Raw genomic sequence first — 23,366 nt, 5'->3', positions numbered from 1 at the left:
TTGCCCTTGCGTGCGTTCGTGCCTAAGGGGACGGGACTCAACGGGACAGCACTGAGGACAGGGTTAGACATGGCGCGAACCAACAGCCGGCCGCTCTCGCCGCATTTGACGATCTGGAAATGGGGTCCGCACATGGCGGTTTCCATCATGCACCGCGTCACCGGCAACGGCCTTGCCACCGCTGGCGCGCTCGGTGTCGTGTGGTGGCTGATGGCCGCGGCGATGGGACCGGAAGCCTATGCCTTCTTCATCAGGTGCGCGACTTCGCCGATCGGCTATCTGGTGATGGTGGGGCTGAGCTGGTTCTTCTTTCAGCATCTGGTCTCGGGCCTGCGCCACTTCGTGCTCGACATGGGCGCGGGCTATGAGCTGCGCACCAACAAGAGCTGGTCGCTCGCCACCTTCGCGCTGTCGGCGGGGCTGACCGTCCTCTTCTGGCTCTTCATCTTCGGAAAGGCGTTCTGATGGGCAACGGCACTGGCATCGGTCGCGTTCGCGGCCTCGGATCGGCCCGGCACGGCGCGCATCACTGGCTGGCGCAGCGCTATACGGCGGCAGGCAATCTGCTTCTGGTCGTGTGGCTGCTCATCAGCCTCGCGACGCTGCCCGGCCTCGATTATCAGAGCGTGACGGGCTGGATCGCCAATCCGCTGGTCGCGGTGCCGCTGATGCTGATGCTGGTCAGCGTCTTCTGGCACCTGCGCCTCGGCATGCAGGTGATGCTGGAGGATTATGTTCACGACAAGGGGCTGGCCTTCCTGTCCATGCTGCTGCTGAACTTCTACGCCATTGGCGGCGCGGCCGCCGGCATCTTCGCGATCGCCAAGATCGCCTTCACGGGGATCGTCAAGTAATGAGCGAAGCCTACAAGATCATCGACCACACATATGACACCGTGGTCGTCGGCGCGGGCGGTTCGGGCCTGCGCGCGACCATGGGCAGCGCCGAAGCGGGCCTCAAGACCGCCTGCATCACCAAGCTGTTTCCGACGCGCTCGCACACCGTCGCGGCGCAGGGCGGCATCGCCGCTTCGCTCGGCAACAATTCGCCCGATCACTGGACCTGGCATATGTATGACACCGTCAAGGGGTCCGACTGGCTGGGCGATCAGGACGCCATCGAATATATGGTGCGCGAAGCGCCCGCCGCCGTGATCGAGCTGGAACATGCGGGCGTTCCGTTCAGCCGCAATGAGAATGGGACGATTTACCAGCGGCCCTTCGGCGGCCATATGCAGAATATGGGCGCCGGCCCGCCGGTGCAGCGCACCTGCGCCGCGGCCGACCGCACCGGCCACGCCATGTTGCACGCGCTCTATCAGCAGTCGCTGAAATATGACGCGGACTTCTACATCGAATATTTCGCCATCGACCTCATCATGGAAAATGGGGAATGCCGGGGCGTCATCGCCATCTGCATGGAGGATGGCAGCATCCACCGCTTCCGTGCCCATGCGGTCGTGCTGGCGACGGGCGGCTATGGCCGCGCCTATTTCTCCGCGACTTCGGCACATAGCTGCACCGGCGACGGCGGCGGCATGGTGCTGCGCGCGGGGCTGCCGCTTCAGGATCTGGAGTTTGTGCAGTTCCACCCGACCGGCATCTACGGCGCCGGCGTGCTCATCACCGAAGGCGCGCGCGGCGAGGGCGGCTACCTCACCAACTCGGAAGGCGAGCGCTTCATGGAGCGTTATGCGCCGTCCGCGAAGGATCTGGCCTCGCGCGATGTCGTGTCGCGGTCGATGGCCATGGAAATGCGCGAAGGACGCGGAGTCGGTCCCAACAAGGACCATATCTTCCTGCACCTCGACCATATCGACCCCAAGGTGCTGGCCGAACGTCTCCCCGGCATCACCGAAAGCGGCAAGATCTTCGCAGGCGTCGACTTGACCCGTCAGCCGCTGCCGGTGACGCCTACGGTCCATTACAATATGGGCGGCATCCCCTGTAACTATCATGGGCAGGTAGTGACCAAGGTCGGCGACGATCCCGAAGTTGTGGTGCCGGGTCTCTATGCGGTTGGCGAAGCGGCGTGCGTGTCGGTCCATGGCGCGAACCGCCTCGGCTCCAACAGCCTGATCGACCTCGTCGTGTTCGGCCGCGCCACCGGCCTGCACCTCAAGGAAACGCTGAAGCCCAACGGCAGCCACAAGCCGCTGCCGCAGGATTCGGCCGATCTGGCCCTGTCGCGCCTCGACAAATATCGGAACGCGAAGGGCGGATCGCCGACCGCGCAGATCCGTCTCGAAATGCAGCACACCATGCAGAAGCATGCCGCCGTGTTCCGCGACAGCGCGCTACTGGCAGAGGGCGTCACCAAGATGGAGCAGGTCAACAAGCGTCTGGAGGATGTCTCCGTCGCCGACCGTTCGCTCATCTGGAACACCGACCTCATCGAGACGCTGGAACTGGACAACCTCATGTCGCAGGCGGTGTGTACGATGGTGAGCGCCGAAAATCGCAAGGAAAGCCGTGGCGCGCATGCGCATGAGGATTTCCCGAACCGCGACGACGCAAACTGGATGAAGCACACCGTAAGCTGGTTCGAAGGCTGGGGCGGCGCGGGCGGCAAGGTCAGCCTCGATTACCGCCCGGTCCACGACTATACGCTCACGGACGAAGCCGAATATATCAAGCCCAAGGCGCGCGTTTACTAAGACGCGCCGGAGCCGGAAAAGAAAGAAGGGCGGGCCGCATGGATCCGCCCTTTTTCATGATGACGGGAAGGGCAGAAGGGCGTCGTACGTCGCGCGATCCGGTTTTCCGTCGATCTTCTGCCCCTGCCGCAGCAGAAAAGCGTGACGGACGATTTCCGCCTGCTGCTCGATCCCGTAGCGGGCGAAGGGCTTGCCCGGAACGACCTCATAACCGTAGCGGCAGAAGGGGTGACGCATCAGCGGCAGCCACCATTTCCCCGACCGCTGCGCCTGCCAGACATGCGTCATCTCATGGATGAAATGCGCCTGATGATGAAGCGGCGTCGCGCAGAAATCGTCGCAGAAGAGACCGCCTTCGGGATGGAACCACAGGTCGCCATTGGGCGCCATGGTGACGCCGCGCGGCTGGAGCGGCCACCAGCGCCGGTTGTGGACCCGCACCCTGCCATAGTCGATGGCGCCGCCGAACATGGATCGCGCCAGCGCGGCCTCTCCATCCGTCAGCGCCCGGCCGGTCAATGCTCGTCATGCTCCTTCGCCGGCCCCGAAGCGCCAGCCGCCTCGGGCTTGCGGATCACCGCGTCCACCAGCAGCCGGTCGCCATTGCCCATCAGGAAGGTGAGTTGCATCTTGCCGCGCCCGATCGCCGTATCGTTGACGCCCCACAGCATCAGATGCTTGCCGCCGGGCGCGAAGGCGACTTCGCCCTTGGCGGGCACATCCACGCTGTCGACCGGCTTCATCGACATGACACCGTTTTTCGCCACGCTTTCATGCATTTCGACCTTGAGCGCATAATCGGTGATGACGCCCCGGATCTGCGCGCCCGAGTCCCCGCCATGCGCGACGAAATAACCGGCCGAGGGCATGTCCTTGTTGGGCGACAGGCGCACCCACGCCTGATCAATATAGGACGGCGCGGGATCGCCGCATGCGCCCAGCGCCAGCGGGGCGAGCAGGGCGGTAAGGGCGAAAGCGTTGCGCATCCATGTCTCCGTGATTGTCTCGTTTCCGGTCGTTCCTCCACGCTAATCGCGCACGCTTCTTGTGCCAAGAAAAAGCGCGCTTATATCGCCCATGCAAACCGGCCTTGCCCTGGCGCATTCGTGGGGTATGGGGCCATCAACCGCTGAACGCATGATTTGGGGTTAAAAGAGGAAGAAATGGCAAAAGTTATCGGGATCGACCTGGGCACCACCAATAGCTGTGTGGCTGTGATGGACGGGGGCAAGCCCAAGGTCATCGAAAATGCGGAAGGGGCGCGGACCACGCCCTCGATCGTCGCCTTCGCCAAGGATGGCGAGCGCCTGATCGGTCAGCCGGCCAAGCGCCAGGCGGTCACCAACCCGGACAACACGATCTTCGCGGTCAAGCGCCTCATCGGCCGCCGCTTCGACGATCCCATGACCAAGAAGGACATGGAACTCGTCCCCTACGACATCGCAAAGGGTCCGAACGGCGACGCATGGGTCAAGGCGGGCGGAGAGGATTACTCGCCCTCGCAGATCAGCGCTTTCATTCTCCAGAAGATGAAGGAAACCGCCGAGAGCTATCTGGGTGAGACGGTCACGCAGGCGGTCATCACCGTTCCCGCCTACTTCAACGACGCCCAGCGTCAGGCGACGAAGGACGCGGGCCAGATCGCGGGTCTCGAAGTGCTGCGCATCATCAACGAGCCGACCGCGGCCGCGCTCGCCTACGGGCTGGAGAAGCAGGACGGCAAGACCATCGCGGTATACGACCTTGGCGGCGGCACCTTCGACATTTCGATCCTCGAAATCGGCGACGGCGTGTTCGAAGTGAAGTCGACCAACGGCGACACTTTCCTCGGCGGCGAGGATTTCGACGCCAAGCTGGTCGAATATCTGGCGGCCGACTTCCAGAAGGCCGAAGGCATCGACCTCACCAAGGACAAGCTGGCGCTCCAGCGGCTCAAGGAAGCCGCCGAAAAGGCGAAGATCGAACTGTCTTCGGCGCAGACGACCGAAGTCAACCTGCCCTTCATCACCGCCGACCAGAACGGGCCGAAGCACCTCGTCAAGACCGTGACGCGCGCCGATCTGGAGCGTCTGGTCGCCGACCTCATCAAGCGGACGATGGAGCCTTGCAAGAAGGCGCTGGCCGATGCGGGCGTCACCGCCAGCGAGATCAGCGAAGTCGTGCTGGTGGGCGGCATGACCCGCATGCCCAAGGTGCGCGATGCGGTGAAGGACTTTTTCGGCAAGGAACCGCACACCGGCGTCAACCCCGACGAAGTCGTCGCCATGGGCGCGGCGATTCAGGCGGGCGTGCTTCAGGGCGACGTCAAGGACGTGCTGCTGCTCGACGTGACTCCGCTTTCGCTCGGCATTGAGACGCTCGGCGGCGTGTTCACCCGCATGATCGACCGCAACACCACGATCCCCGCCAAGAAGAGCCAGGTCTACTCGACTGCCGACGACAATCAGCAGGCGGTGACGATCCGCGTGTTCCAGGGTGAGCGTGAAATGGCGGCGGACAACAAGCTGCTGGGCCAGTTCGACCTCGTCGGCATTCCGCCCGCTCCGCGCGGCGTGCCGCAGATCGAAGTGACGTTCGACATCGACGCCAACGGCCTTGTCAACGTTTCCGCCAAGGACAAGGGCACCGGCAAGGAACAGCAGATCCGCATTCAGGCATCGGGCGGCCTCAGCGACTCCGACATCGAGCAGATGGTCAAGGACGCCGAGCGCTTCGCCGAAGAGGACAAGAAGCGGCGCGAGGCTGCGGAGGCCAAGAATAACGCCGAAAGCCTCGTCCACACGACCGAGGCCCAGCTTGCCGAGCATGGCGACAAGGTCGACGCGTCGCTCAAGGGTGAGATCGAAACCGCGATCGCGGCGACCAAATCCGCGATCGAGGGTGGCGACGCCGAAGCCATGAAGAGCAAGGCGCAGGAACTCGCCACCGTCGCGATGAAGCTGGGTCAGGCCATTTACGAGAAGGAACAGGCTGCCGCCGCTTCGCCAGAAGCCGATGCGCCCAAGGCTGACGACGGTGTCGTCGATGCCGAATTTTCCGAAGTGGACGACAACAAGGCGTAAGCCGATAGACTGTCCCCGCCGCCCGCATATCCGGCGCGGCGGGGACAGCCGGGAACGATATGACCGAGACGGATTATTACTCGCTGCTCGAAATCGAGCGCACGGCGGACGGCGCGACCATCAAGAGCGCCTATCGCAAGCTCGCGATGAAGTATCACCCGGATCGCAACGGGGGATGCACCGACAGCGAATCCAAATTCAAGGCCGTGTCGGAAGCCTATGAGTGCCTGAAAGACCCTCAGAAGCGCGCCGCCTATGACCGCTACGGTCACGACGCCTATGTCAATGCACAGAACGGCGGAGGCGGCGGCGGGTTCCGCGGGCAGGCGGGCGGCTTTTCCGACCTTGGCGATATTTTCGAGACGATCTTCGGCCAGTCGGGCTTCGGCGGCGGCGGGCGTCAGCAGCAGCGCCGGGGTGCCGACCTGCGCTACGACATGGAGATCAGCCTCGACGAGGCCTATCATGGCAAGCAGACCGAAATTCAGATCGAAGTGTCCGCCGCCTGCGAAACGTGCGACGGATCGGGCGCGCAGCCCGGCACCGGGGTCAAGACCTGCGCCACCTGTCAGGGCCATGGTCAGGTCCGTGCGCAGCAGGGCTTCTTCGTGGTCGAACGCACCTGTCCGTCCTGCCATGGCGCGGGACAGGTGATCGAAAGCCCGTGCCGCTCCTGCCGGGGCGAAGGGCGGGTCGACAGGCCCAAAACGCTCTCGGTCAACATCCCGGCCGGTGTCGACGAAGGCACGCGCATCCGCCTGTCCGGCGAAGGCGAGGCGGGCGCACGCGGCGCACCGGCAGGCGACCTCTACATCTTCCTCCACGTAAAGCGCCATTCGATCTTCGAACGCGACGGCACCACGCTCTTTTGCCGCGCGCCTGTCAGCTTCACCACGGCGGCGTTGGGCGGCGTCATCGAAGTGCCCGGCCTCGATGGCAGCCGCAACGAGATCAAGATTCCCGCGGGCATCCAGTCGGGCAAGCAGATCCGCCAGCGCGGCGCGGGCATGCCAGTGCTCAACGGCCGGGGGCAGGGCGACCTCGTCATCCAGGTCGATGTCGAAACGCCCACGAAGCTCAGCGCCCGGCAGAAGGAACTGCTCGAAGCCTTCCGCGAAACCGAAACGGGTGAGGAATGCCCGGCATCGACCGGCTTCTTTGGCAAGCTCAAGGAATTGTGGGGGGACTAAAGTCTCCCCGCTTCCCGCCGCGCCCACCAGTAGAAGGGCAGGCCCGCCGCCATCAGCAGGAAGCTCGAACCGCTCGGGACCAGCCCCGCGCCCCACAGCGTCCAGAGCGCATAGCCAAGCCCCAGCAGCGCCGCCGGAACCGCCAGCCGGAACCGCAGGCTGGCGAGCGCGCAGCCGACATAGAGCCACAGCGTCGCCGATGTCGCCAGCAGCGCCATCGCGGTAAACAGCGCCACCAGCCCCTGCAGGCTGTTCGCCACCAGCAGCAGGCTGGCCAGCACGGTAGACAGGATGAGGCCGCGCACCGGCGTGCCCTGCGCATCGGTCTTCGCCAGCCAGCGCGGCAGCTCGCCCGCCCGAGCCATCGCCAGAGGGGCTTCCCCCTGCAACAGCGTCCATCCGTTGAGCGCGCCAAGGCAGCTCACCGCGACGAAGATCGCGATGAAATGCGCCGGGCCGGGTGACCAGTAGCGGCTGACGAACGCACCGAAGGGCGATCCGGTCTGCGTTTCCGCCGCAGGCAGCGTCAGCGCGATGCCCGAACAGACGATGAGGTAGATGAGGCCCGTTGCCGCCGTCCCGATCAGCGTCGCGCGCGGGATGGTGCGCGCCGGGTCGCGCACCTTGTCGGCGGCGATGCTGGCGGACTCGAAGCCGAGCAGCGCCCAGAGAGTGAGCGCCGCCGAAGCCGTGATTCCCGCGCCGGTCAGCCCCTGCGCAGGGAAGGGCGCGACCTGCGCTTCGCCGCGTCCGAGGATCATCGCCAGCAGCACCAGCACGACGGCAATGGGCACCAGTTTGACGACTGTGGTCCAGATCTGCGTCAGTCCCGCCGCCCGCGCGCCCAGCAGGTTGACGCCGGTCATCGCCCAGAGAAAACCGATGGAGCAGGCCACGCCCATGCCGGGTCGTGCCAGCACCGGCGCGATGCTGCTGAGATTCGCCGTCGCCGCGACCGCGATGGTGACGTTGGTGATGATGATCGAAAGCCAGTAGATCCACCCGATCGCGAACCCGGCCAGCGGTCCATAAGCGCGCGCGATCATCTGCGACGCATTGGCGTCCGGCATCGCCACCGTCAGCCGTGCGATCACGAAAGCCAGCAGCAGCGATCCCGCGATGGTGAAACCCCATCCCGCCACCGCGTCCCAGCCGAAGGGGGCGAGGGCGGCGGGCAGGAGAAACACGCCCGACCCGATCATATTGCCCATGACGAGGGCGATGCAGGCGGCAAGGCCCAATGTGCGGGACGAAGAGGGAGGCGCGCCGCGCTCGATGCTCATGCGCGCGATGCTAGAGAAGGGGAGGGTGTCTGGCCAGATGCATGCTGACCCATCCTTTCCGCCAAAGGAAAGGAAGGGTCAGCGCGCCCTGCGGCTCACGCCGCCAGGAACAGGTCCGGGTCGAGCGCCATCAGCGTTTCGGCCCCGCCCTCGATCTTGCGGCGCAGCGCGCCCGCATCGGGCATGATCCGCTCCGCAAAGAAGCGCGCCGTCACCAGCTTGGCCTGCAGGAACCCGGCGTCTCCTTCACCCGCCGCGATCAGCGCGGCGGCCGCCTTCGCCATGCGCAGCCACATGAGGCCGGTCGCGACGATGCCGAGAATGTGCATATAATGATGCGCGCCCGCCCCGGCATTGTCCGGGTTCTTCATCGCATTCTGCATCAGCCACATGGTCGCCGCGCCCAACTGGCCGCTCGCCTTTTCCAGCGCATCGGCAATAGGCGCGAGCTGTTCGTCGCCCTTCGCGGCGGCGACTTCCTCACCCACCGTCTTGAGGAACGCCTGCAACGCCCGGCCGCCGTTCATCGGCAGCTTGCGGCCCACAAGGTCCATCGCCTGAATGCCGTTGGTGCCTTCGTAAATCTGGGCGATGCGGGCGTCGCGCACATATTGTTCAACGCCATTTTCCCAGATGTAGCCATGGCCGCCGAACACCTGCTGCGCCGCGACCGCCACGTCGAAGCCCTTGTCGGTGCCGTAACCCTTAACCACCGGAGTCAGCAACTGGAGCATGTCGTCGGCCGCCTGCCGCTCTTCCTCGCTCGCCGCATTGTGCGACAGGTCGACCTGAAGCGCGGTCCACAGGATGAGCGCGCGGAGCCCTTCGGTGATCGCCTTGCCCTCCATCAGCATCCGTCGCACATCGGGGTGAACGAACAGCGTATCGGCCTTTTCCTGCGGTTCCCTGGGGCCAGTGAGAGCGCGGCCCTGACGGCGGTCCTTCGCATAATGGACGGCGTTCTGGAACGCGATATCCGCCTGACCCAGCCCCTGAAGGCCGACGCCCAGCCGCGCCGCGTTCATCATGATGAACATGGCGGCCAGACCCTTATTCTCCTCGCCGACCATCCATCCGGTCGCGCCGTCATAGTTCATGACGCAGGTCGCGTTGCCGTGGATGCCCATCTTGTGTTCGATGGAGCCGCAGGACACAGCGTTCCGCTCGCCCAGCGATCCGTCCTCCTTCACGAAGACCTTGGGCACGACGAACAGAGAAATGCCCTTGCTGCCCTCCGGCGCATCCGGCGTCTTGGCGAGGACAAGGTGGATGATGTTGTCGACAAGGTCATGCTCGCCCGACGAAATGAAGATCTTGGTGCCGGTGATGGCGTAGCTGCCATCGGCCTGCGGCACCGCTTTCGTCTTGATGAGGCCGAGGTCGGTGCCGCAATGCGGCTCGGTCAGGTTCATGGTGCCGGTCCATTCGCCGCTCACCATCCGGGGAATATAGCGATGCTGCAACTCGCTGCTGCCCTTCGCCAGCAGGGCGGAGATCGCGCCCGAGGTCAGGCCGAAATACATTTCGAACGCCTGATTGGCCGCCGACATATATTCGCCCACCGCCGTGGCGATCACCATAGGGAGACCCTGGCCCCCGAACTCCTCGGGCGCGTGGAGCGTCGTCCATCCGCTCGCGACATACTGGTCATAGGCCGCCTTGAAGCCCATGGGCGTCGTCACGCTGCCATCGGCGTTGCGGACGCAGCCTTCCTTGTCACCCGATAGGTTGAGCGGAAACAGCACTTCGGCGGCCATCTTGCCGCCTTCGGTCAGGATCGCCTCGACCAGATCAGGGGAGGCCGCCGCGAATCCGGGGAGATTGGCATAGCGATCAAGCCCCACGACATGATCCAGCACGAAACGGGTGTCGCGAACGGGGGCGGCGTAGGTCGGCATGATCGTCTCCTGAAAACTTTTATCGGTAGTCGAAGGAATTACTTGTTCTCGATGGACGCGACGAACGCGGCCACATCGTCACCCGCGCTCTTCTGCTCCAGCGCCGACACGAAGGCGGCGAGTTCGGCGATGGCGGCGTCGATGTCTTCCTTCTGCCGGGTGAGAAGGTCGATGCGCGCCCTGCACTTGTCCACCGTGACGCGGCGCTGCGCCTCATGCTCCTCGTCGGCATCGTAAAGGTCGATCATCTCGCGAATGTCAGTCAGGCTGAAGCCCACGCGCTTGCCGCGCAATATCCACGCCAGCCGTGCCCGGTCGCGCCGTGAGTAGATGCGCGAAAGCCCGTGCCGCTCGGGTGAAATCAGCCCCTCATCCTCGTAAAAGCGCAGCGCCCGTGCGGTCACGCCGAACTCGTCCGACAGGTCGGTGATGCTATAACTCTGCCGCTCGCTATGATCGGGCACGTCGATGGCGGCGATGCTGCTGCGTGTGGTCATGGCTCCGATGTAATCCTGCTTTACGTTTACGTCAAGGTTAGAGACGGTCGGCCGCGATCCGGCCCCGGACCTTTTGCCCGAGTGACAGGGCCGGGCCAAGCGGCTAGGGCAGGGCCATGATGGGGGGCATAAGATCCAGCGCGACCGCACGCGGCCTGCTTCAGGCGCTGGCGCTGCTCGTCCTCGCCGTCCATCTCGTCGCGCCGACCGGCTTCATGCCCATGCGCACCGAGCGGGGCGTCGTCGTCACGCTCTGCACCGGGCAGGGCGCGGTCAACATGGTCGTGCCACAGGACAAGGCGCCCGGCCGCGGCGACCGTCGCCCCGACGATGGCATGAAGGGGCAGCAGCATTGCCCCTTCGCCATGTCGGCGCAGCCCGCCGTTCCGCCGCTCGTGCTCGCCGATCTGCCGCTCCCGGCATGGCAGGTCGCCTTCGGGCCTGTCGCTTTCGCGCTCAAGACCGGCCTCATTGCGCGCCTCGCCGCGCCGCCGCCGCCCTCTTCGGGACCGCCCACCGCTTTCTGATCCCCGCTGCCACGCCATAGCGCGCGGCCTCTTCCGGTTTTTCAGAAAGCATCCTCATGCCAAGCATCCATGCCGCGCGCAGCCTGCCGCTGTGCGCCCTCGTCCTTGCCCTCTCAGGTCGTCCGGCCTTCGCCGAAGAGGAAGCCGGTCGCCCGGCCATCATCGTCACCGCCGCCGCGCTCGACGATGCCGCGACGGAGCGCGTCCGGCGCACCCCCGGCGGCGTCGATCTCGTCGCTTCTACGGAATATGAAAACCGCCTCGCCGTGTCGTTGCGCGATGTCCTTGCCTTCTCCCCCGGCGTCTACACCCAGCCGCGATTCGGGCAGGAAGTGCGCATCTCGATTCGCGGATCGGGCCTGTCGCGCGGCTTCCACATGCGCGGCCTGACGCTGCTTCAGGACGGCATCCCGATCAACATGGCCGACGACAATGGCGATTTTCAGGAACTCGACCCGCAGGTCTTTTCGCAGGTGGAGGTGTATCGCGGCGCCAACGCCCTGCGCCTCGGCGGATCGACGCTGGGCGGCGCGATCAACGCCGTGACGCCGACCGGGCGAAGCGCGCCGGGTATCGAAGCGCGCATGGACGGCGGCAGCTTCGACACGCTGCGTGGCAAGCTCGCCTACGGCCATGCGGATGCGCGCGGAGATGTCTACATCGCTGTCTCAGGAGACCGTTCGGACGGCGATCGCGCCCATGCGGACCGCAGGGCGCTGCGCTTCAACAGCAATGCCGGATTGCGGATCGGCCACAGCGTCGAAACCCGTTTCTACGCCAGCGTCCAGACGATCCGGCAGAAGCTGCCCGGCGCGCTCACCGAACGGGCGGCGCTGAACGATCCGGGGCGCGGCAATTTCGCGGGCGATCAGGCGCGCGATATCGATTCGATCCGCCTCCAGAACCGCACCACGGTCGCGCTGGCCGCCGGAACGCTGGCCTTTGGCGCTTACTATAACGCCAAGAGCCTCCATCACCCGATCTTTCAGGTGATCGACCAGAAATCCGAAGATCGCGGCGTCTTCGCCAGCCTCGACCTTGCCGGGAGCATCGGTTCGATCCCCGCCGCGATCACCATCGGCACGCAGGCGCGCTTCGGGCGCACCGCCGCGCGGCAGTTCATCAACCTGTCCGGCCGGTCCGGCGCGCCCATGGCCAACGCGCTCCAGACCGCGCGGACGATCAACAGCTATGGCGAAGCGCGCATCGCGCCCGTCGCCGACCTCTGGCTGATCGCGGGCGGCATCTACACCCATGGGACGCGCGACATCGCGAACCGCTTCGCGCCGCAGCGGAGCGGCCGCGTCAGCTTCGATGCCTTCGCGCCCAAATTCGGCCTGCTTTATGACCGGGGCGCGTGGCAGATCTACGGCAATATCAGCCGGTCGGTCGAACTGCCCGGCTTTTCCGAACTCAGCCAGACCCCGGCGGGCGGCGCGCCCGGCTTCACCCCCGTCCGCCCGCAACGCGCCTGGACGGCGGAGGTCGGCACGCGCGGCACGGTCGGCATCGCAAGCTGGGACATCAGCCTCTACCGCGCCGACATCAGGGGCGAGATGCTGCAATATAATGTCGTGCCGGGCGTTATCCCCGCCGCCACCTTCAACGCCGACCGCACGCGCCATCAGGGGGTCGAAGCGGGTCTCAGCCTCGTGCTCGCCCCATGGGCGAAGGTCCGGCAGGTCTATCAGTATAGCGACTTCCGCTTTCGCCGCGACACACAGTTCGGCGACAACCGCCTGCCCGTGGTGCCGCGCCATGCCTACCGCGCCGAACTGACGCTGGGCAGCGAATCGCTCAGCCTTTCGCCTGCTGTCGAGTGGCTACCGCAGGGCGCCTGGGTGGATTATGCCAACAGCAAGCGGGCGGGGGGCTATGCTCTCCTCAACCTCGGCGCGCAGGCGGTGTTGCGCGATGGCGTGACGCTGTTCCTCGACGCCCGCAACCTGACGGCCCGGCGCGCCATCGGGGACATCAGCGCGCTCGTGCGCTATGTGCCCGACAATCCTGCCACATCCACCGACGAAGGCAGCGCCGCCTTCTACCCCGTCGAACGCCGCGCGGTTTACGCGGGCGTCCGCGCGCGCTTCTGATAAGGGGGCAGCCGATGACACAGACAGGCTTCTACCGCGCGATGTGGCGCTGGCATTTCTACGCAGGCCTCATCGTGCTGCCCGTCCTCGCCCTGATGGCGGTGACGGGGGCGCTCTACCTCTACAAGCCGGAGATCGAGGCGCGGCTTTACCCCACGCGGCTCGACGGTCCGGCGGCACGGACGCTGCCGCCCTCCCGTCTGATCGCGGCGGCGAAGGGTCAGGTGACGCAGATCCTCCATCCCGCCGATCCAAAGGCAAGCTGGCAGGTCGTGACCCGCGAAGGAAAGGCGCCGCCCGTCACCCATTTCGTCGATCCGCGCGACGCCCGCATCCTTGGCGACATGCGCGGCGGCGGCGTGATGAAGACGATCAAGGATCTGCACAGCCTCGCGCTCACTGGCCCGGTCGGCAATCGCCTCGTGGAGGTGGTCGCGGGCTGGGCGATCCTGCTCTGCGTCACCGGCCTCTATCTGCGCTGGCCGCGCCGGGGACAGCCCGCGCTGGCGCTAAGGGGAAGGGCGCAGGGCCGCCTCTTCTGGCGCGACCTGCACGGCACGCTGGGCTTCCTTTCGGCGGGCGTCATCCTGTTCCTCGCCGTCACAGGCATGCCGTGGACGGAAATATGGGGCGGCGGCCTGCGCGGGATTGTCGCCGCGAACCAGTGGGGCCGACCAAAAATGGCGGCGATCCCGCTCGATACGCCAGCGAAGGACGCGCTGCCCTGGACCCTGCGCGACGCTGCGCCGGGCGCTGGCCGCCCCGGCGACATCGGCGTGGATGCAGTTGCCCGCATCGCCGCGCGGCGCGGCCTGCCCTCCGGCTACCGGATCATTCTGCCCGCCAGTCCCGGCGCGCCTTACCTCATCGCCACCGAAGTTACCCGCGCGCAGGACGCCCGCGCCATCCTGATCGACGCGGCATCCGGCGCGGTCGAGCAGGATATGGACTGGCGCATGTTCGGCCCCGGCGCGAAGGGCGTCGAATGGGGTATCGCCACGCATCAGGGCCAGCAATATGGGGAGCCGAACCGGCTGCTGATGCTGGCGGGCTGCCTCTGTCTCCTCGTGCTGTGCCTCACCGCGCCCGTCCTCTGGTGGAAGCGCCGTTTCGCCACGCCGCCGCCCGCCAGCCCGCAGGCGCGCCGTACCGTGGCGGGCCTCATGATCCTGATCGGCGCGCTCTTTCCCCTGACCGGCGTCAGCATGATCGGGGCGCTGGGCGGGGAGTGGCTCGTGCGGCGGCTCCGGTTTCCTTTGTCGGCGGGAGGGACTAAAGGCACGGCATGATCCGACTGTCCGGCCTGAAGCTCCCTCTCGACCATGTCGCCGACGCCGTTCCCGCCGCCATCTGCGACCGGCTGGGGCTGGAGCCAGCCGCCCTTCGCGGCTTCACCCTCGTGCGCCGTGGCAACGACGCGCGCCGCCGCAACGCGATCCAGATCGTCTATACATTCGACCTCGATGTCGCGGATGAGGCGGCCATCCTCGCCCGCTTCGCCGACGATCACGATGTTCGCCCAACCCCGGACACCCGCTATCGCTTCGTCGCCCAAGCGCCACAAGGCTGGACCGGCAAGCGTCCGGTCGTCATCGGCGCGGGACCATGCGGTCTGTTCGCGGGCCTCATCCTCGCCCAGATGGGCTTCCGCCCCATCATCCTCGATCGCGGCAAGGTGGTGCGCGAACGCACGAAGGACACATGGGGGCTGTGGCGGCGGGGCGAGCTGAACCCCGATTCCAACGTCCAGTTCGGCGAAGGCGGCGCGGGCACCTTCTCCGACGGCAAGCTCTATTGCCGGGTGAAAGACCCGCGCTTCCTCGGCCGCAAGGTGCTGGAGGAGTTCGTCGCCGCCGGTGCGCCCGATGACATCCTCTGGGAAGCGCACCCCCATATCGGCACCTTCCGCCTCGTTTCCATGGTCGAATCCATGCGCCGCCAGATCGAGGCGCTGGGCGGCGAATATCGCTGGCAGCACCGTGTCGACGATCTCGTGCTGGACCCGGACGGAGAGGGGGGCAAGCAATTGCGCGGCGTCGTGCTCCACGATGGCAGCGTCATCGAGACCGATCATGTCGTGCTCGCCATCGGTCACAGCGCGCGGCCCACATTCGAGATGCTGCATAGTCGCGGCGTCCATATGGAAGCCAAGCCCTTCTCCATCGGCGTGCGCATCGAACATCCGCAGGGCTGGATCGACCGCGCCCGCTACGGCAAATGCGCGGGCCATCCGGACCTTGGCGCGGCGGCCTACAGCCTCGCTCACCATTGCGGCAACGGGCGCACCGTCTACAGCTTCTGCATGTGCCCCGGCGGGCGGGTGGTCGCCGCGACATCGGAGGAAGGGCGCGTCGTCACCAATGGCATGAGCCAGTATAGCCGCGCCGAATTCAACGCCAATTCCGGACTCGTCGTCGGCATAGAGCCGGAACGCGACTATCCCGGCGGCCCGCTCGCGGGGATCGACTTTCAGCGCCACTGGGAATCGGCGGCCTATGTCGCGGGCGGTTCCTCTTATCACGCGCCGGGGCAGACCGTGGGCGACTTCCTCGCAGGGCGCGCCTCGACCGCACTCGGCTCGGTCGAGCCGTCCTACAAGCCCGGCGTCACGCCCACCGACCTGTCGCACTGCCTCCCCGTCTTCGTGATCGACGCTTTCCGCGAGGCGCTGCCCGTCTTCGGCCGCCAGATCGCAGGCTACGACCATCCCGACGCGGTGATGACGGGCGTGGAAACCCGCACATCCTCGCCCGTGCGCATCACGCGCGGCAGGGATTTCCAGAGCCTCAACGTCGCTGGCCTCTATCCGGCGGGGGAGGGGGCGGGCTATGCCGGCGGCATCCTGTCCGCCGCGATCGACGGCATCAAGGTCGCCGAAGCGCTCGCCATCGCGATCATGGCGCGGTGAGCGCCGCGTTCACCACTCTTTAAATCCCTTCTGGCACATTGGCAGCATCAGCCGGAGCCAGATCATGAACGCGCCCTATCATACGGTCCTGCACCGCTTTCACCGCTCGTCGGAGCGCCTCGACGTCAGCCGCGCGTCCACGCTGCGTCTCGACGATGGCGATCCGCTCGACGTGCTGCTGGAGGATGTGGCGGTCGGCGGCTGCCGGATTTCCGGCGTCCGCGATCTTGCGCCGCAGGAAGCCATCATGATCGGCCTTGCCGGTGTGGGTTCGCGTCCCGCGCGCGTCGTGTGGTCGCAGGGCGGGCAGGCGGGTTGCGAGTTCGATCAGGCGCTGACCTTTAGGGAACTGGAAGAAACACAAGCGGCAGGCAATGTCGTGACCGGCAATTTCGCGACCTTCAGGGTGCAGGCCGAAGCCGCTCTCTTCGCCGAACAGCCCAAGCTCAGCCGCCGCGCGCGCCTTGCCGTGCTGGCGGTGGCGGTGATCGCGAGCTGGGGCATCGCCATCGGCCTCGCCAGCCTCGCCATGAGCCTGTTCGCCTGACGGCACGTCAACCTGCCGATCTGCCTTTCCCGCATCGCTGCACGACCGACGGCGCCATGCGCGCGTCCAGAGTCTGCCGGACGACCCGTGCCAGTATGGCATAGCCGCTCGGGCTCAGGTGAATGGCGTCCTCCCGATAATGGCTGCGCGGCATGCCATCTGCCAGCAGCGGCCCGGTAATATCGACATAGGCGGCATTTTTGATCTTCGGGACCAGATGCCGGAGAAGGAGATTATATTCCTGCAGTCGCGGCAGATATTGTAACCGCCCCGGACTGGGCTTCATCGACAGGATGAAAAGCGGCACGCCCTTCAGCACGCGATCCCGCGTCACCGACAGCCGCGCCAGATCGCGCGCGATCGCACGGATGTCGCGCCCTCCCGCGATGTCATTCTCTCCGGAATAGAGGATGATCGCCGCCGGACGCCCCTCATCCGGGGAAATTTTGGAGAAACGGCTGGCGATGTCGTTCAGCATCGCGCCGTCGATCCCGCGATTGCGCGCGTCCCAGGGCGTCAGATCCTTCTCAAGGCTGGTCCAGCGGTGGATGGAGGAACTGCCGAGGAACCACAACATGCATGTCCCCGGACGCTCGTGGTCGTCAGGCAGTTCCCCGTCGTCGTGGGGCAACAGCCCGCCCAGCCATGCAGCGGCCATGATCGCGACGAACGTGCCCGCACCGACCAGCAACTTTGCGACCTTCGACCTCACATTTCACTCCGGCAGGTCTGTTCTTCTTGCAGGATAAAAATAAGATTCCGTAAGCCTGATGCACCGCAGGATTAGCATCATGATAACCCTTTTCTGACACTTGCCTACATCGTCGGAAATATTGGCCGGAAAACGGATGGATAGACTATCGTGACAGGATCGGTCCTCATCATTTCCTGCCGGATCAATCGCCGGTGACGCAGGATGAAAATTCCGCAAGGCCATCGCCGTTCCATCGTCTCGAATGGATCGACGTCGCCCGTGGCCTCGCTATCATTCTCATCATCGTCCATCACAGCCGCGACTATGCGCTTGTTCTGGCGCCGCCCCTGCCGTCGGACCTGATACGCTGGGCCTATTTCGATCCGCTGCTCGTCCATATCCGCCTGCCCCTGTTCTTCACCATATCGGGCATGGTGTCCTTCGGCTTTTCAGCCCGGCCAGCGAAACGCATCAGGCTTCGCCGGGTCGCTTCGCTGACCGCCGTTTATGGCGTCACTTCAAGGTTTGTGCGCCAGACAACGATTTGACGGACATTTCGGGAACATCGGTCATGCCACGAGCTTGAGCCGCGCCAGCGGATCGTTCAGCGGCCGAAATTCGCCCGCAGAAATTCGCTTGGCCTGGTCCCAAAGATAATCGCCGGTCAGGCTGATGTGCGCCCAGCCCATTGGCGACAGATGGGCAAGCAGCGCTAGATCAAATTCGATGTCGGTAGCACCGAGATGCTGCACAGCCCGGTCAAGATAGAGCGTGTTCCAATAGGAAATCGCCGCGATCAGCAGATTGAGGCCCGAAGCGCGGTATTCCTGGTTTTCGAGGCTTCGATCCGTAAATCGGCCCTGGCGATTGGTGTAGATGGCCGCTGCCAAAGTATGCCGCGCCTCCCCCTTGTTCAGGCCCGCTTGGCATGCCCGCCGAAGCGTGGGCTGTTCCAGCCAGTCGAGCGCGAACAGCGTGCGCTCGATGCGGCCGAGTTCGGCAAGCGCAAAATCCAGTTTGTTTTGCCGCTTGTAGGCAGCAAGCTTGCGCATGATGACCGAGGGCGCGACAGTGCCATCCTTGATCGACGCCACGACCCGGACGATGTCATCCCAATCGGCTTCGATCGCGGCTGTCTTGATCGTGCGGCCCATCAGACATTCGATGCCCCGATAGGATGATGGTGCCAGAATGGAGCCAAGCTTGCGATCCGCAATGTCGCGCAATCGCGGGACGAATCGGAAGCCCAGTAGGTGGCACAACCCGAACACATGGTCACTGGCACCGCCGGTGTCGGTATAATGTTCGTGCAACGGGAGTTGCCCGGCGCCCAGAACCAGACCATCGAGCACATAGGGCGCTTCCCCGGCTGTTGCGGACATGATCCGCGAGCCGAAGGATGCAAAATGGTCGGAGACATGCGAATATATCTTCACCCCTGGCTCTGCACCGTACTTGGCATTGACCTCGGCGGCGCCCGACCGGCTTCTTCCGGAGCGGAAAAACTGGCCGTCGGACGACGAGCTGGTTCCCGCGCCCCAGTGGCGCGCGAACGGAAGCTGATGATGGGCCGCGACTATCGTCTGGAGTGCGTGGCTGTAATTTTCGGGCGACAGGTACCAATTGTGCGTCCACGCGATCTGAGCATAGGTCACGCCTTCGCTGGCATTGGCCATGCGCTCCAAGCCCAGATTGGTGCCGTCCGCCAGGATCGCCGCGAGCACGGCATTGGGGTTGTCGTGTTCCTTGCCGGATCGCAGCTCGCGAAAGGCTGATAGAAAACCCGTGCGTTCGGCCACTTCGAGCAAAAGCTCGGTTATCCTGACGCGCGGGAGCAGACCATCGAGCCGCCGGTCGAGCGCTTCGGCTTCGGGCGGGCTGATTGGCGGCATTTGCTGGATTTTCAATCGGTCGCGGTCCAAAGACACGCCTTCAAGGTTTCCGCCTTTCAGCTGCTTGGCAAAGCGGCGCAACCGCCAATCGAGCGTTCTACCGCGCCCGGCAAGGTAGGCTTGAGCATCGGTCTCGAAGGCAAGCTGCTCCAGGGCTTTCGCTGTGTCGCGACGGCTGAGCAGATAGGCGTCGAAGCGCTGATAGCTACGGCTGCCCTCGACCCACACATCGCCAGCACGCAACCCGTCGCGCAAAGTCGCAGCAACCGCAATTTCGTAGAGCCGACGGTTGATGCGCCCGCCGCTGGTGATGATCTGCTTCCATTTGCGGTTCGGGAACGGCAGTGGAACACTGTCGGGGAGATGGCGTGCTTTGCGCTGGTTGGCATCCCTGATGACATCGATGGCCTTGATCAACTGCAATCGGCTGCCGGACGCCTTGAACGAGAATGCCTCGAAGAAGGCGGGGCCGAACCGGCGCAGCGTCGCATAGCGTTCGGTCGCCATGACCAAGGCATCCTCGCCGGCGAGGTTGGCCAGCGCGTCGACCTGCGCCTTTGCGGCCACCAGCTTGTGCCAACCCACCATTTCATCGATCAGCTCGAGCGGATCGCCGCCGTGCTGGATCGCTTCATCAAGGGCCGAAATCGTCGCGCCGAACAGTCGCATCAGCTGGCCGACGGACTGGATGCTGTCCTGATAGCGCCTCTCCCGGCCGCGCCGTGCGCGGGTGAACATGCCGCCGATCAGACGATCGAACATCTGGATCGCACCATCGGCAAGCCGGGCTTCAAGATCGATGACGGCTGCCACAAGCGTCGCGCGGCGGCGATTAAGGCTGTAGTCAGAGAGGAGAAAGGCCGGGGCCACGCCGCCTTCGCGAACAAATTGGGCGAAGCGGAATTCGGGGATCTCGGAGCTGACTGCGGGATCGATGCCAATATTGCGCACAAACCGCAACCGCTCCAAGAGGCCATTGATGTTCGCTGTATTCGGCGCTTCATCGTAGGCGCGGAGCCAGGCCAAGGGCGTCATCCCGAAATCGGAATTGTTGACGAGCAGGTCGTCGAGATGCGCCATCTCGGAGGAATCTAGCGTCTCGATGAGTGCGGCTGCGGCCGCTTTGCGCGCGCGAGCCCGTCCGGCAAGTCCGGCCCGCTCCAAGGTATCCGAGGCGGGCAAGATGAAGCGCTTGTCCTTCAGCCCCTCGATCAGTGCGCGAACGATGGGTTCGCCGCGATCTGTGTGTCGCGCGGCGGCTTCCGCCAGTTCCAGCGCGAAAGGAATGTCCATGCGCCGGAAGGGATGAAGCCCCAGGTATCGGGCGACGATCTCGGCATGGTCGTTTCGGGTCTGTGAGCGCTGACCATAGCTGGTGAGCGCTGCCGGATCGACGTGCAGTTGGGCGGCGAGGTAATGCAAAACGGGGGTCGGGACGGCATTGTTTCCCGGCAAGCCGAATCCAAGATGACGCATCAAGGCAATATGGCTTGCGAGGCCAAGCCTGTTCGGCGCGCCGTAGCGCCTGCCGATCACTTCGATGTCTTCGGCGGACAACGTGTAGTTGGCGATGATCGCGATGTCGTCGGTCGGCGGCTCGAATAGGCATCGGCGCTCGTGATCAGTCAGGAGCCGTCGTCTCGCCAATTTGCCCTCCCACCGATTCGTCGCGTCAGATTAACGCGAGGGTCTGCCAATGCGAAGAGGTGCACTGTCCGATAGACGATCCCTTAGCGAACATGTGTCGGCAGCGCCGCCATCGCACCGAAAACCTGTGTTCCGCCTGTCTCGTTTGACTGGTCCGATTTGTTTTGCGTTGAAGGCCCCTTCTGCGATACAAGTCCCGGATGACCAACACCCTGATCGGCTATGCCCGCTGCTCAACGGACAAGCAGGATCTTGCCGCACAGCGCGACGCTCTGGTCCAGCTTGGGGTGGCACCGGATCGAATTTATACCGACCACGGTTTCACCGGGACCAATCGTGCGCGACCAGGTTTGGATCAGGCCTTGGCCGCAGTTCGCAATGGCGACACGCTGGTGGTGCCCAAGCTCGACCGACTTGCGCGCTCCGTTCCCGACGCACGGGCGATCGGCGACCAGCTGACGGCACGCGGCGTGAGATTGCAACTCAGTGCCAGCGTCCACGATCCCGGCGACCCCATGGGCAAGCTGTTCTTCAACATCCTTGCCACCTTCGCGGAATTCGAAGCCGATCTGATCAGGATGCGGACCCGGGAAGGTATGGCCGTCGCCCGCGCCCGGGGAAAGCTGCGCGGCAAGAAGCCAAAGCTATCTGATCGGCAGCAGAAGGAGTTGCGCCGGATGTATGACACCGGCGATTATTCGATCAGCGACCTGGCCGAACTGTTCTCGATTTCGCGTCCGACAGTTTATCGCACCCTTGGCCGGCAGCCCACGGTCACTGCCGTGACGGCGGAACCAGCTTGACTATGCACCTTATATAGTGCATATGGTAGCCATGGGATCGGGGACCGCACAACGCATCGAGCTGGTGTTCTACCAGACCGATGCAGGCAATGTCCCCGTTCGCGACTGGCTACTCGGTCTCCCTGAAGCCAATCGCCGCGAGATTGGCCAGGACTTACAGCGGGTCCAGTTCCGCTGGCCGGTTGGCATGCCGCTGGTTCGCCCTATGGGAAAGGGGCTGTTCGAAGTGCGTACATCCCTGCCTGACGGAACGATCGCGCGTGTGCTGTTCTGTTTCCACCAAGGCGAACTCTACGCGCTGCATGGATTTATCAAGAAGTCACAGACGACGCCAGCCGCAGATTTGGAATTGGCACGCAAGCGCCAGAAAGAGGTTGAAAATGGCTGAGAACAAACATCGCGGCCCGACGCTGGACAGCTTCCTCGAGGAAGAAGGTGTGCTCGCGGAATTCCAGGCCAAGGCCATCAAGGAAGTCATCGCTTGGCAGCTTTCCGAGGCGATGCGCGAACGCAAGCTCAGCAAGAAGCGACTGGCGCTATTGATGCATACCAGCAGGACACAAGTAGACCGCATGCTTGATCCCGCCGATGGCAATGTCACCATCGAAACCCTGCAGCGCGCTGCCGCCGTCGTGGGGCGTAGGGTCGAGCTCGCGCTGATCTGATAAGCAAACAAGGCCGACTACGCCGAATGTTCCGCTTATGTCCGCCAAATCGTTGTTTGGCGCACAAACCTTGAGGTGACGCCTTTATGCGGGATGGTCGGTCGTGATGCTGCTGATTATTCCCGCCTGGCCCAACGACCGCTGGCTTCCCCCCACGCCGGGCGCCCTGTTCGAACTGTTTCGCGGCGGATCGGTGCTCTGGTATCTCTGGGCGCTCACGCTCGCCTATCTGTTCACGGCGGCCACGATCCGGCTGCCTTCGCCGCTCGCTGTCCTTACAGCCCTGCTGACCGGTGTCTGCCTGATCCGGTCAGGTGCCGAACTGCGCGGTGCGTTCGGCTCGCTGGGCAATTATCTGCCGCTCTACGTCATGGGCGCGCGCTACGGCGGACCTCTGACGCGGCTTTCGTCTCTGCACGATGTCAGGCTGATCGGGGCGGTGATCGTCGCCTATTTCATTCTGCTGCATTCCGCCGTCGCGTTTCCCGGCGTGGAACTGGCCCGGCATCTGGCGGGCGCTGCGACGGGCATCCTCGTCGCGGCGCAGCTCGCGGGCATATGGCCGTCGCACATGGCGCCGTTCGCGTGGCTGGGTCGCCGGACCCTTCCGATCTATGTGCTGCATTTCCCCATCGTCGCCCTGCTGGGCTGCGCCGCCCTGCGTTTCGGCCCGTGGGAGCCGAGGGCGGCCATGCTGCTGCTGTTTCTGCCCATGCTGGCGGCTGCGACCCTCGCCGCGTCGCTCATGCTGTTCCATCTGGCGGAGCGCATGGGTCTTGCATGGGCCTTCGCGATGAAGCGTGCGGGGAAGGCCCATGACGGGATCGCCCCTGCCGAAATGCGGACCCGGCCGTCCTGAAGCGAGCCGTCAGGCTGCACAGCCTGTGGTCGGCGGGTTTGCTTGGTTCAGGCTAAAGGGAATGGATGCCCGACAAGGATTCGAACCTTGATTGACGGAGTCAGAGTCCGCTCTCTTACCATTAGAGGATCGGGCATCAGGAGCA

21 protein-coding genes, 1 tRNA gene and 1 pseudogene are annotated in these 23,366 nt (G+C 64.8%); 15 read left to right on the top strand and 8 right to left on the bottom strand.

Annotated features, from left to right (window positions below):
• Positions 1-69: 69 nt before the first annotated feature.
• From sdhC to sdhA, 3 genes are read left to right on the top strand one after another with little or no spacing between them, the layout of a single operon-like run.
• Positions 70-465 carry a succinate dehydrogenase, cytochrome b556 subunit gene (gene sdhC / locus SAMIE_RS11715; RefSeq protein ID WP_066700295.1) on the top strand — a complete coding sequence of 132 codons (396 nt, stop codon included), beginning with the start codon at positions 70-72 and terminating at the stop codon, positions 463-465.
• Positions 465-854, top strand: a complete 390-nt coding sequence (gene sdhD / locus SAMIE_RS11710) for a succinate dehydrogenase, hydrophobic membrane anchor protein (protein WP_066700294.1) — start codon at positions 465-467, stop codon at positions 852-854. The genes sdhC and sdhD overlap by 1 nt, the downstream gene beginning before the upstream one ends.
• Positions 854-2,656 carry a succinate dehydrogenase flavoprotein subunit gene (gene sdhA / locus SAMIE_RS11705; RefSeq protein ID WP_066700293.1) on the top strand — a complete coding sequence of 601 codons (1,803 nt, stop codon included), beginning with the start codon at positions 854-856 and terminating at the stop codon, positions 2,654-2,656. Before sdhD ends, sdhA begins: the two co-directional genes overlap by 1 nt.
• 54 nt (positions 2,657-2,710) lie before the next feature.
• Here the strand turns inward: sdhA and SAMIE_RS11700 are convergent, their stop codons facing one another.
• Entirely contained in the window at positions 2,711-3,175 is a 465-nt protein-coding gene (locus SAMIE_RS11700; RefSeq protein WP_066700287.1) for a vgr related protein, read from the bottom strand.
• Positions 3,172-3,642: a copper chaperone PCu(A)C gene (locus tag SAMIE_RS11695; protein WP_066700284.1), complete on the bottom strand. Its 471-nt coding sequence runs from the start codon at positions 3,640-3,642 to the stop codon at positions 3,172-3,174. The genes SAMIE_RS11700 and SAMIE_RS11695 overlap by 4 nt, the downstream gene beginning before the upstream one ends.
• A 177-nt stretch (positions 3,643-3,819) precedes the next feature.
• Here SAMIE_RS11695 and dnaK point away from each other — a divergent pair, with 177 nt between their 5' ends.
• Positions 3,820-5,718, top strand: a complete 1,899-nt coding sequence (gene dnaK, locus SAMIE_RS11690) for a molecular chaperone DnaK (RefSeq protein ID WP_066700281.1) — start codon at positions 3,820-3,822, stop codon at positions 5,716-5,718.
• A gap of 59 nt (positions 5,719-5,777) precedes the next feature.
• Positions 5,778-6,908 carry a molecular chaperone DnaJ gene (gene dnaJ, locus SAMIE_RS11685; RefSeq protein ID WP_066700280.1) on the top strand — a complete coding sequence of 377 codons (1,131 nt, stop codon included), beginning with the start codon at positions 5,778-5,780 and terminating at the stop codon, positions 6,906-6,908.
• Here dnaJ and SAMIE_RS11680 read toward each other — a convergent pair.
• The 3 genes from SAMIE_RS11680 to SAMIE_RS11670 all read right to left on the bottom strand — a co-directional run bounded on the left by SAMIE_RS11680 (position 6,905) and on the right by SAMIE_RS11670 (position 10,586).
• Positions 6,905-8,191, bottom strand: a complete 1,287-nt coding sequence (locus tag SAMIE_RS11680) for an amino acid permease (protein WP_066700277.1) — start codon at positions 8,189-8,191, stop codon at positions 6,905-6,907. The genes dnaJ and SAMIE_RS11680 overlap by 4 nt on opposite strands.
• 95 nt (positions 8,192-8,286) lie before the next feature.
• Positions 8,287-10,089: an acyl-CoA dehydrogenase C-terminal domain-containing protein gene (locus SAMIE_RS11675; protein ID WP_066700275.1), complete on the bottom strand. Its 1,803-nt coding sequence runs from the start codon at positions 10,087-10,089 to the stop codon at positions 8,287-8,289.
• A 38-nt stretch (positions 10,090-10,127) separates the two neighbouring features.
• The gene (locus SAMIE_RS11670) at positions 10,128-10,586 is read right to left on the bottom strand and encodes a MerR family transcriptional regulator (protein ID WP_066700274.1); all 459 of its coding nucleotides are present in this window, start codon (positions 10,584-10,586) and stop codon (positions 10,128-10,130) included.
• Between the two features lie 116 nt (positions 10,587-10,702).
• Between SAMIE_RS11670 and SAMIE_RS11665 the strand changes: the two genes are divergently transcribed.
• The 5 genes from SAMIE_RS11665 (at position 10,703) to SAMIE_RS11645 (ending at position 16,661) form a co-directional block, all read left to right on the top strand.
• The gene (locus SAMIE_RS11665) at positions 10,703-11,113 is read left to right on the top strand and encodes a DUF2946 family protein (RefSeq protein ID WP_066700273.1); all 411 of its coding nucleotides are present in this window, start codon (positions 10,703-10,705) and stop codon (positions 11,111-11,113) included.
• A 56-nt stretch (positions 11,114-11,169) separates the two neighbouring features.
• Entirely contained in the window at positions 11,170-13,206 is a 2,037-nt protein-coding gene (locus tag SAMIE_RS11660) for a TonB-dependent receptor family protein (RefSeq protein WP_066700272.1), read from the top strand.
• A gap of 14 nt (positions 13,207-13,220) precedes the next feature.
• Positions 13,221-14,495, top strand: a complete 1,275-nt coding sequence (locus tag SAMIE_RS11655; RefSeq protein ID WP_066700270.1) for a PepSY-associated TM helix domain-containing protein — start codon at positions 13,221-13,223, stop codon at positions 14,493-14,495.
• Entirely contained in the window at positions 14,492-16,114 is a 1,623-nt protein-coding gene (locus tag SAMIE_RS11650) for an NAD(P)/FAD-dependent oxidoreductase (protein WP_066700268.1), read from the top strand. Before SAMIE_RS11655 ends, SAMIE_RS11650 begins: the two co-directional genes overlap by 4 nt.
• Before the next feature lie 64 nt (positions 16,115-16,178).
• On the top strand, positions 16,179-16,661 hold the full coding sequence (locus tag SAMIE_RS11645) for a PilZ domain-containing protein (RefSeq protein WP_066700266.1): 483 nt from the start codon (positions 16,179-16,181) through the stop codon (positions 16,659-16,661).
• 7 nt (positions 16,662-16,668) lie between these two features.
• Here the strand turns inward: SAMIE_RS11645 and SAMIE_RS11640 are convergent, their stop codons facing one another.
• On the bottom strand, positions 16,669-17,373 hold the full coding sequence (locus SAMIE_RS11640; RefSeq protein ID WP_066700264.1) for a GDSL-type esterase/lipase family protein: 705 nt from the start codon (positions 17,371-17,373) through the stop codon (positions 16,669-16,671).
• Positions 17,374-17,567: 194 nt separating this feature from the next.
• On the opposite strand from SAMIE_RS11640, the gene SAMIE_RS11635 reads away from it, so the two are divergent.
• Positions 17,568-17,903: an acyltransferase family protein gene (locus tag SAMIE_RS11635; RefSeq protein ID WP_162849060.1), complete on the top strand. Its 336-nt coding sequence runs from the start codon at positions 17,568-17,570 to the stop codon at positions 17,901-17,903.
• Positions 17,904-17,924: 21 nt separating this feature from the next.
• On the opposite strand, the gene SAMIE_RS11630 is transcribed toward SAMIE_RS11635, so the two are convergent.
• Positions 17,925-20,894 carry a Tn3 family transposase gene (locus SAMIE_RS11630; RefSeq protein ID WP_066704273.1) on the bottom strand — a complete coding sequence of 990 codons (2,970 nt, stop codon included), beginning with the start codon at positions 20,892-20,894 and terminating at the stop codon, positions 17,925-17,927.
• A gap of 200 nt (positions 20,895-21,094) precedes the next feature.
• On the opposite strand from SAMIE_RS11630, the gene SAMIE_RS11625 reads away from it, so the two are divergent.
• The 4 genes and pseudogenes from SAMIE_RS11625 to SAMIE_RS11610 form a co-directional block, all read left to right on the top strand.
• Entirely contained in the window at positions 21,095-21,697 is a 603-nt protein-coding gene (locus SAMIE_RS11625; protein WP_066520976.1) for a recombinase family protein, read from the top strand.
• Positions 21,698-21,728: 31 nt separating this feature from the next.
• Complete coding sequence (locus SAMIE_RS11620) at positions 21,729-22,085, top strand: type II toxin-antitoxin system RelE/ParE family toxin (RefSeq protein ID WP_066520988.1); 357 nt, start codon at positions 21,729-21,731, stop codon at positions 22,083-22,085.
• Complete coding sequence (locus SAMIE_RS11615; protein WP_066520978.1) at positions 22,078-22,362, top strand: XRE family transcriptional regulator; 285 nt, start codon at positions 22,078-22,080, stop codon at positions 22,360-22,362. The genes SAMIE_RS11620 and SAMIE_RS11615 overlap by 8 nt, the downstream gene beginning before the upstream one ends.
• 97 nt (positions 22,363-22,459) lie before the next feature.
• Positions 22,460-23,221: pseudogene (locus SAMIE_RS11610) on the top strand (acyltransferase family protein); the annotation flags it as partial.
• A 62-nt stretch (positions 23,222-23,283) separates the two neighbouring features.
• Here SAMIE_RS11610 and SAMIE_RS11605 read toward each other — a convergent pair.
• Positions 23,284-23,357 (bottom strand) — tRNA-Gln (locus tag SAMIE_RS11605).
• Between the last annotated feature and the right edge of the window lie 9 nt (positions 23,358-23,366).

It is taken from the genome of Sphingobium amiense (assembly GCF_003967075.1).
Lineage (GTDB): Bacteria > Pseudomonadota > Alphaproteobacteria > Sphingomonadales > Sphingomonadaceae > Sphingobium > Sphingobium amiense.
This window is presented reverse-complemented; position numbering and strand designations above follow the sequence as displayed.